Annotated in this window: 10 protein-coding genes; 7 read left to right on the top strand and 3 right to left on the bottom strand. The window is 43.0% G+C overall.

Annotated features, from left to right (window positions below; translation table 11 throughout):
• Positions 1-162: 162 nt before the first annotated feature.
• The 3 genes from pflA to LC431_RS13835 all read right to left on the bottom strand — a co-directional run bounded on the left by pflA (position 163) and on the right by LC431_RS13835 (position 2,389).
• Complete coding sequence (gene pflA, locus LC431_RS13845; RefSeq protein ID WP_015689580.1) at positions 163-903, bottom strand: pyruvate formate lyase 1-activating protein; 741 nt, start codon at positions 901-903, stop codon at positions 163-165.
• Between the two features lie 97 nt (positions 904-1,000).
• The gene (locus LC431_RS13840; protein WP_223509995.1) at positions 1,001-1,987 is read right to left on the bottom strand and encodes a tyrosine-type recombinase/integrase; all 987 of its coding nucleotides are present in this window, start codon (positions 1,985-1,987) and stop codon (positions 1,001-1,003) included.
• A 102-nt stretch (positions 1,988-2,089) separates the two neighbouring features.
• Positions 2,090-2,389, bottom strand: coding sequence for a helix-turn-helix transcriptional regulator (locus LC431_RS13835; protein ID WP_013574789.1), 300 nt, complete (start codon positions 2,387-2,389; stop codon positions 2,090-2,092).
• A gap of 106 nt (positions 2,390-2,495) precedes the next feature.
• Here LC431_RS13835 and LC431_RS13830 point away from each other — a divergent pair, with 106 nt between their 5' ends.
• From LC431_RS13830 to LC431_RS13800, 7 genes are all read left to right on the top strand, one after another.
• Entirely contained in the window at positions 2,496-2,870 is a 375-nt protein-coding gene (locus LC431_RS13830) for a Cox family DNA-binding protein (RefSeq protein WP_223509994.1), read from the top strand.
• Positions 2,871-3,048: 178 nt separating this feature from the next.
• A complete protein-coding gene (locus LC431_RS13825; RefSeq protein WP_013574791.1) occupies positions 3,049-3,549 on the top strand; it encodes a hypothetical protein in 501 nt (166 codons plus the stop codon).
• 59 nt (positions 3,550-3,608) lie between these two features.
• Positions 3,609-3,851: a DUF2732 domain-containing protein gene (locus LC431_RS13820; protein WP_037036054.1), complete on the top strand. Its 243-nt coding sequence runs from the start codon at positions 3,609-3,611 to the stop codon at positions 3,849-3,851.
• On the top strand, positions 3,851-4,069 hold the full coding sequence (locus LC431_RS13815; protein WP_223509993.1) for a TraR/DksA family transcriptional regulator: 219 nt from the start codon (positions 3,851-3,853) through the stop codon (positions 4,067-4,069). Before LC431_RS13820 ends, LC431_RS13815 begins: the two co-directional genes overlap by 1 nt.
• A 2-nt stretch (positions 4,070-4,071) precedes the next feature.
• Entirely contained in the window at positions 4,072-4,350 is a 279-nt protein-coding gene (locus LC431_RS13810) for a DUF5405 family protein (RefSeq protein WP_223509992.1), read from the top strand.
• A gap of 7 nt (positions 4,351-4,357) precedes the next feature.
• Positions 4,358-6,373: a replication endonuclease gene (locus LC431_RS13805; protein ID WP_223509998.1), complete on the top strand. Its 2,016-nt coding sequence runs from the start codon at positions 4,358-4,360 to the stop codon at positions 6,371-6,373.
• 692 nt (positions 6,374-7,065) lie between these two features.
• Positions 7,066-8,514 (top strand): AAA family ATPase, encoded by a 1,449-nt coding sequence (locus tag LC431_RS13800; RefSeq protein WP_223509991.1) that lies wholly within the window; start codon positions 7,066-7,068, stop codon positions 8,512-8,514.

The raw sequence follows: 8,514 nt of genomic DNA, 5'->3' as shown, positions 1-8,514 counted from the left end.
TACAGCAACGCAGCGATGCTAAAACTGCCCTCGAGACGTGAGCGTGAATATGTCAGGGAAGTGAGAGAAAAAAGGTCGAAATATCCCTTAAAAAACAATGCCGGTCACCTTAAGTGACCGGCATTAGCCATTTGGCGTCTTTTTTATGAACATCTCAGGCTGTTAATAAATAACTTTATGCCCGTAACTGGCAAGAATATTTTTCACTCTTTCCATGATCTCTTTGGTGGGCGGATTTACGCCATCCAGACCGTATTTCTCACCCATTGCCGTCCATTTATGTTTGCCCAACTCATGGTATGGCAGCAGTTCGATCTTCTCGATGTTAGTCATATCTTTGGTGAACTCACCCAGCTTATGCGCGGAGTCATCATCATCAGACCAGCCCGGCACCACGACATAACGGATCCAGGTGCGCTGATTACGTTTTGCCAGATAGCGGGCAAAGTCCAGAGTGCGGTGGTTGGACACGCCCACCAGATTCTGGTGAATGTCATCATTCATCTGCTTGAGATCAAGCATGACCAGATCAGAGACATCCAATAATTCGTCGATCACCGGATCATAACGGCGGACAAAACCGTTGGTATCCAGGCAAGTGTTGATCCCTTCTTTCTGGCAGGCGCGGAACCAGTCACGCACAAACTCTGCCTGAAGAATGGCTTCGCCACCAGAGGCTGTTACACCACCGCCGGAAGCATTCATGAAGTGACGATACGTCACGACTTCTTTCATTAAATCATCAACATTGATCTCTTTTCCGCCATGTGTATCCCAGGTATCGCGGTTGTGGCAATACATGCAACGCATCAGGCAACCCTGGAAGAAAACAATGAAACGGATACCTGGGCCGTCAACGGTGCCACAGGATTCATATGAGTGGATGCGACCTTGAACGGACATATGCCCCCCTGACTCGGTGGTGCTTTCCGTGGAAATACAATCAGTTAAGTTACTCATAAAGTTTCACTTAGTCCTAAATAGTGCAGATTCGTGGACATTATATGGACACTCCGTTAAGTGGGTTTAATGAGACTGCATCCTGCAAAAAGTCCGGTGCAAAGTGCGCATAAACCATGGTCTGTTGTACGGTGGAATGCCCTAAAATTCGCTGTAGTGTAATAATATTACCTCCATTCATCATAAAATGCGTGGCGAATGTGTGCCGCAGTACATGGACAGCCTGTCCGGCGGGTAGGTCTGGCTTCATAGTTCGCAGTGTGTTTCGCACCGTGTCGTAATTGGGCGTAAACAGTTTCCCGGTACTACGTTTTTTCACCATTTTAACCAAGTCCTCAGACAGCGGTATTGTTCTGCGTCTACCATTCTTCGTTTTCATGAATGTCAGCATGCAGTTAATAATGTGCTCAGCTTTAAGATCTGCAACTTCACTCCAGCGACCACCGGTGGCCAGACAAAGCAGCACAGCGTTGCGGTTGTCTCCTTCCAGCATATCGAGCAACTGCGTGATTTCTTCCGTGGAAAGAAACGCCATTTCTGGCTCAGCCTCTTTAAGCTTTTTCACGCCTCTGAAAGGATGCTCGCTGTGATATTCATTGGCATCAATCAGCTTGGTAAACATGCCGCTGAATATAGCCTGATGACGGTTCACGCTGGCTGGTTTCAGGCCTTCATTCATCATCTTGACCCGATAATCCGTTATAGCTTTCTTGGTTATCTGGTCAGCTCTGGTCACCCCGATTTCAGCAAACTTAATCATGATTGCTGAAAGCCTGCCTTTTTCTATCAGACCACGGTTATGGTGCTTACCGTGGTATAGCCACCACAATTCCAGCAAATCAGTCAGTTTGCGGCGGTCTGCCGGTTTTTCTAACCACTCTTTATTATGGTAGTTAACCAGCACATGACGCTCATAAATCTGAGCCTCACCTTTCGTATTAAATTTACGCCGGATTCTTCTTCCCTCGGAACCCTGCGGCCTTACGTCCACTTCATATCGACCATCATCGAGCTTCTTAATTGACATAGCGAAGCCCTCCAATGGTTACAACTTTGTTCGGTACTGTCTGTTTGTGGCTGTAACAGTCGACGACTGTACAAAAATCACATATTTGTGCGGCGTATATGGTCAGCCAGTCTTTTGGTCTGAGTGGGACGAGGTTGGATTTTCTTGCCCAGAGTGTGCGAGTGCCGGCGCTATTTGGCCGGATGCGGGATCGGTCTCATCGAACATGAACCAGTTCTGATATTTGCGAAAACGAGGAAGCTTGAACAGCTTGACGCCAGATTCAAAGGTCATCTTTGATTTGTCATTTTCATAGCCGTGATAGGTGGTGTAACTAATTCCAACGATATCAGTTAGTTCCCGAATGCTTAGCCTTTCGGAGTCACGGATGAGTTTAAGTTTTTCGCCTTGAGATGTTGACATAATATCGAGTTCTCGTAATTATATTGAAAACTAAAAACCGCAATCACACTCAAAGCAGCCTAAATGGTGCCAGAACGTGATACGGAGCCAAGTCGGAGAATAGCAAATGACAGTAGAAGCGAAAACCATTGAATCTGAGAGCTCAGATGAAAATGCCACCATCAATACAGAGGCTGGGGCAAAGCGGAAGCCAATCAATTTGTCAGAAAAGCCGGGAAACCTTCTTTCAAAGGAAGGTTTCGCACTGTATGTCGGTAAAACACCGGCTGCGATTGTTGCTATGGCCAAAGCGGGAAAATTACCTGCGTTTTATATGGCTGATCCATTAAAGCCGGGTGGGCACGCAGAGTTGTGGATTAGCCGCAAAGAATGGGACAAGTTTGCTGATCAGCTTGTAGAGGATGCACCCGCAGAGTGGCACGGATGGAAAGACCGTATTAGTGCGAGTAAACCTAGCCGTGGTCGCGGCCGCGCAGCATAGAAGAGGCCAGTAATATGCAAAACCCAATCTCATTAGCGCCTCTGCTCTGGAATCATCAAACCGCACGTCCCATGAATAATTCAATTACACATGGGAAAGGCCGCAAAGGAATCATTATCTGCTCACGCCGTTCTATGCGCGCGGTAGCAGTAAAACGGTTTTTATCATGGGGGAAGAAATGACAGTAATCACTGCTGCTATCGTGATGAATCAGCCTGCCGGGCTTCGCGCTGCTGTTGGGGAGCGCCTTGCGCCCGCTCGCTGGCAAACCTCTTGTGATTTCTATAACAAGATGAGTGAACGTGAACGTCTGACCATTTGTTTTCATGCTCAGTTAAGACAGCGCCATTCCGTAATGAAATTGCAGGAAATGAACGATTGCGATCGTGAGCGTATTGTCTGCGCAATTGATGAACTTCGTGCTGCTTTTGCAAAGTACCGTAGTTTCAGGATCACCAAGTCATGTTTTATCGGACGTTTAAATATTAGCGAACGCCGCACTTTATATTTTCATGCAGGATTAACGGAAGAAGAATTCAGCCAGCCATATTGGCGAATTGATGACGAAACCTGCTCATGGAGAGAGGCTTTATTCCGGGCACTACGGGAATTATTTAGCCTGTTCGAAAATGCGCCGACTGTATTAACGTCGGTTCGCCCCGAAACTTACCTCCACTAATTAACCATTTTTAATTCTGCGCTTGATTGCGTAGGGAATCCCTTTGTCTGGAGCCAGAGATGAGCTTAACAGTTGGTCAGGAAATGAGAAATAAAGCAGACAGCGAAGCAACGAATTGGATGTTAAATCAGGCACGAAATCAGGCTAAGGCTGATGCAGCAATCACCTTTTCCTCGCATCTGGATTCGCTAATTAGTCACGCGATTCAAGAGCAATTAGACAGGGTTCAAATCCTTGAATTACTTGGACAAGAATCCATTCGTTTTCACAACGAAGGTTTAGAAAATAAAGGGGTGATGTAATGCCAGATTTAATGGATTCCGTGCAGGAAAGAAATCTCGAAATTTTGACTCATCAGGTAGCTGCACATCGTATTCATAGCAATGGGGTATCGGCCTCAATCTGTGAAGACTGTGACCAGCCAATCCCTTTGGCTCGTCGTGCTGCATTTCCCGGTGTCGTGCGTTGCGTGCCATGCCAAGAAATCACCGAACAACAGAAAAAATATTTCAGGAGCTAAGCATGATTCGAATTTCTGTAGGTGACAATTGGGTTGTGACGAGCGACTGCTACCAGTTCATTCTCAACAAAAATAAAACTGTTCTTTCTGGCGATAAGAAAGGGCAGGAATATTTAGAAGCCACGGCTTACTACGCAAAGATTGACCAGTTGGTGAAAGGATTACTGCACTTTCATATCAGGGATTCTGATGTCCGTACCCTCGCGGAACTGGCTGATGAGATAGCGAGTATTGGAGATCTTTGCCGGGTTGCTTTTAACGTGACGCAGTCCGGTAAATAACGTGCTGATGAATGCGAGAGGGCGTATCGCGCCCTCGCCACCACCTAAACTAATAAAAGCCGACAAGGTTCCTTTTGTCGGCGCATACCCTTGGAACGCTCCCCGTCCTGCAATCTCAAAAGAAAGACCTCTTACCCGTGATGAATTCCATCAGGGGCAAGATGCCTTACGCAAAATTCAAGCGTTGCCATTTTTTCTCAGTGGCATTTTCTCTGGCCGGTATGAATACCTTAAAGAAAGCTCAGGGGTGCTGGCTGCACATCGTTACCTCATCAATGTTTTTATGCCAAGAATTTGGCCACGTATCGAGGTTGTACAGGCTAAATATGCGTTGGCCTTAAGTGGCAGAGCTAATGAAATTTTTACTGATGAGGCTGAGAGTTATCGCCAGTTAGCTGGAATGAATGATAAAGCGCTGAAACGTCTCGCTATGCAAATCTCATCGCGGCTGTTCACAGAATATGAAGAGCAGAGCGAGCAGCTTCTTAGTCAGCACAACGGAGTACAAGCCAAGCTATTCACCGACAGCGCACAGCAAAAAATCTATGGTGAGGTTGCCGGTGCTGCCCGCGTTTTTAATATCACTCCAATGCACTGGCAAAAATACTGTAAACGCAAACTGGATATGCGCTCAGCGTTTTCCAGCATTGCGCGATTGGTAAATGATGAGTGGTGGATTCGACAATTAAAAGCGCAGCGCACGCAGTGGCGCGAATCTCTCCTGATTGCTGTTGGCGAGGTTAGTCTGCAAAAGTCTGGCTATGCCAGCAAACAGGCTATTCGGGATGTTCGGGCGCGCCGCTTAGCAAACATGGAATATCTGAAATCCTGCGATTTAGAAAACATCGAAACTGGAGAACGTATAGATCTCATCGATAAGGTTATGGGGAGTATTTCTAACCCTGAAATCCGTCGTATGGAGTTGATGAGCACTATTGCAGGTATTGAAAAATATGCATCAGAAGTTGGTCATGTCGGCATGTTCCTCACGATAACCACTCCGTCAAAATACCATCCAACACGCATGGTCGGAAAAAAGACTGATCGACGCGTTAATTTCAATCATAAGTGGGATGAAGAGGCGTTTTCACCAAAGGATGGCCAGCGCTATCTGGTGAAAATCTGGGGCAAGATGCGGACAGCATTCAAAGACAACGGCATCAAGGTTTACGGAATGCGCGTAGTTGAGCCTCACCACGACGCTACACCTCACTGGCATATGATGCTGTTTTGCGATAAAGCTCACCGTCAGCCTGCCGTTGACATCATGCGCCGCTATGCACTCCAAGAAGATGGAGATGAACGAGGGGCACAAGCTCAGCGTTTTGAGTGTAAGCATTTAAATAAAGGCGGGGCAGCAGGCTATATCGCTAAATACATAGCCAAGAATATTGATGGTTATGCTCTGGAAGGTGAGATAGACCATGAGACTGGCCGATCATTGTCAGAGACTGCCGCAGCCGTTACTGCATGGGCTTCTACGTGGCGCATCCCGCAATTTAAATCAATCGGTGTACCAACAATGGGAGCCTATCGTGAGCTGCGCAGGTTGCCGCGTGGCGTGAGTATCGCAAGCGAGTTTGACGATATTGTCGAAGCTACAAGAGCAGCAGCCGACGGTGGCGACTTCGCCGCATATATTTCTGCGCAGGGTGGGGCGAATGTCCCTCGCGACGAGCAAACGGTAAGAACCGCCCGCCAAGTGATTGATGAATTAAACGAGTACGACGAAGAGATCCAGAAAATCATCGGCGTTTATGCCCCTCATCTTGGCACTGACCTCATCCACGAAACACGCACAACAAAATGGCGCATTGTCGCCAAGGCTGTTGAAGTTTCCGTTCATCCTTTGAATTTAATAAGCGCCTCCGGCGCGCCTCGGAGTCCTGTCAATAACTGTGGGTACAAAGAAAGTTCTCTGGCGAGTTACTGCTTCCCATATCTTTCGACTAGCCTCTGCGGAGATAAAACTAATCAACTGTGGCTAGGTCAGTGGGAAAAACTAGATGTTATCAATGTGTAAGGAGAGGAAATTTGAGCTGTAAATGAAAGTGATATGATCATTTACTGTCAATGTCATTTTGATCCAAGTAACCCTAGTGATTTGGCACCATCATCTCGGCTTAACAAACTTTACGAGCTTGATACCAACTATTAAAGAATAACTCTTTCAATTAGACATCATGACATTCAACCCGATGGTGGTTAGAAATCCTAGTCGACAGCTACGAATAGTAATGAAAGCATCGTATCATTGTACAGACAATAAAATTATAGGATTCGTTCTGAGATTTAGTATGTGAAGTTCAGTATGTCGCTGTTATCTTATGCTGTTGTGTGTGTTTTCATTTTTAACTAACTTGTTGATATTATTATTTATTTTTTTTCTGTAGGCATTTAGGAAGTAAGAGGCTGCCTCTGAGTATTTTTTATATCCCATAAAAAAACATACAAAACGTGACAAAACACCATTTATTTAATATAAAGTATTAAATGCGTAGGTGAGACTGAGTACATGCATTGCTAACGTTAAGCATGCTCATATGTTGTTGAATTATATAGGTAAAAATTTAACGATTTTTGTTTTATAGTTTTTTTGCTAAAGGTTTGATCCAAATTGCCGAATTTATCACGGTAATATAGTTTTGAGCTTATTTTTTTCATAGCATCTAGCAGTAAATCTATGTATTAAATTTTTTTAAAAGGAGTTTTAAAGTGAATACACAGTTAGTCAGATTTGCAATAAATAAGTTGTATGGTTATAAAGATATTGAGCTTTTGTTTAATAAAAAAAACACAATTATTATCGCGGAAAACGGTGCCGGTAAAACTACATTCATCAATGCATTAAAATCAACCCTCAAAGGTCAAGTTGATGAACTAAGAAAATTGAAGTGTGACTCAATTGAAATTGATTTCAAAGATAAAAAATATCATATTAATATAAAAGAATTGAGTTACTCTAAGTTTTTGATGCATGGCAATCATTCATCACGTTTCAAACAGATTCTTTCTTATCTAAGCGACAGTGAAATTGAGGACATGTTATCACATGTAAGCAGCAAACCTATTCAAAAAGCTAGACAAACTGCGTGGTATAAGAAAGTATATCATAAATCTCCTTTTCCTCGTTCAGAATTAGATAATTCCTTGGTTGAAATTAAAAAATCACTAAAGAATTTCTATCCTGATGCGAGCCTTTTTGATAGTAGTGAAAATCCTGAAAAGACAGAGTCCTCGATTTTTCTTGATGAAATAAGAGAGAGGATGAAAGGCGTTGAAGTAATATACCTGCCTACATACAGAAGAATTGAGAATTCAACTCTTAGAGATGAGTTTGGTATTGAAGAAGAAGAAAGAATTGTTTTTCAAGATGGTGAAATGATCAGAGTCAAAAATAATGAGTCAAATTCAAATATTGAATTTGGCCTTTTTGACGTTGAAAATAAATTGAAAGAAATTAGTTCCTCAATCGAAAGGAAATCTAGCTTAGGGTATAGAGCTTTAAGTGCTACCATCATTGAAGATTTAATGACAGATAAAGTTACAAAGGTAAACCCTAAACATAAAAATAATTTACCAACTGTAGATGATTTGTCAAGATTTTTAGGAAGAGTTGTTAGTAAAGATAAAGAAGGTAATAATAAAATAATTGAAGAAGTAACTGGTATTCTGAAAGATAGTGAAAAATTAAATTCAAATTCAATTCTCAAGTATTTTCTTTCAAAATTGAATGGTGTCATAGATTCTACCAAGGAAATGGAATCAAAGATTGAGAGCTTTGTTACTATTTGTAATAAATATCTTCAGCTATCAGATGATTCTAAATCCCTTAATTTTGATATTGAAACATTACAGGTTATTGTTAAAGATGTATATACAAAGAAACCTATACAACTTGAGGATCTTTCTTCTGGAGAAAAGCAGATCATATCGCTAATGGCTCATATGTATCTGGACCATACTAAGAAAAAAATTGTTCTCGTAGATGAACCTGAGTTGTCTTTATCCATTGAATGGCAAGAGCATGTACTATCGGATATATCAAACAGTCCTTCCGTTTCACAATTGTTAGCAATAACTCATTCTCCCTTCGTATTTAATAATGAATTAAAATCTGAAGTTAAGAGTTTGAATGTCACAAAGTCACTTGTAGAGGAATAA

This window comes from Rahnella sp. GSA61A (assembly GCF_019969905.1).
Lineage (GTDB): Bacteria > Pseudomonadota > Gammaproteobacteria > Enterobacterales > Enterobacteriaceae > Rahnella > Rahnella aceris.
The sequence above is the reverse complement of the archived record's forward strand: the minus strand, read 5'-3'. Positions and strand labels throughout refer to the sequence as shown.

What these genes read in the sequence shown, in the direction of transcription:
- LC431_RS13815 (WP_223509993.1), top strand. Translation starts at nt 3,851, where the DNA reads ATGCCAGATTTAATGGATTCCGTGCAGGAAAGAAATCTCGAAATTTTG.
- pflA (WP_015689580.1), bottom strand. Translation starts at nt 903, where the DNA reads ATGTCCGTTCAAGGTCGCATCCACTCATATGAATCCTGTGGCACCGTT.
- LC431_RS13825 (WP_013574791.1), top strand. Translation starts at nt 3,049, where the DNA reads ATGACAGTAATCACTGCTGCTATCGTGATGAATCAGCCTGCCGGGCTT.
- LC431_RS13820 (WP_037036054.1), top strand. Translation starts at nt 3,609, where the DNA reads ATGAGCTTAACAGTTGGTCAGGAAATGAGAAATAAAGCAGACAGCGAA.
- LC431_RS13805 (WP_223509998.1), top strand. Translation starts at nt 4,358, where the DNA reads ATGAATGCGAGAGGGCGTATCGCGCCCTCGCCACCACCTAAACTAATA.
- LC431_RS13830 (WP_223509994.1), top strand. Translation starts at nt 2,496, where the DNA reads ATGACAGTAGAAGCGAAAACCATTGAATCTGAGAGCTCAGATGAAAAT.
- LC431_RS13810 (WP_223509992.1), top strand. Translation starts at nt 4,072, where the DNA reads ATGATTCGAATTTCTGTAGGTGACAATTGGGTTGTGACGAGCGACTGC.
- LC431_RS13840 (WP_223509995.1), bottom strand. Translation starts at nt 1,987, where the DNA reads ATGTCAATTAAGAAGCTCGATGATGGTCGATATGAAGTGGACGTAAGG.
- LC431_RS13835 (WP_013574789.1), bottom strand. Translation starts at nt 2,389, where the DNA reads ATGTCAACATCTCAAGGCGAAAAACTTAAACTCATCCGTGACTCCGAA.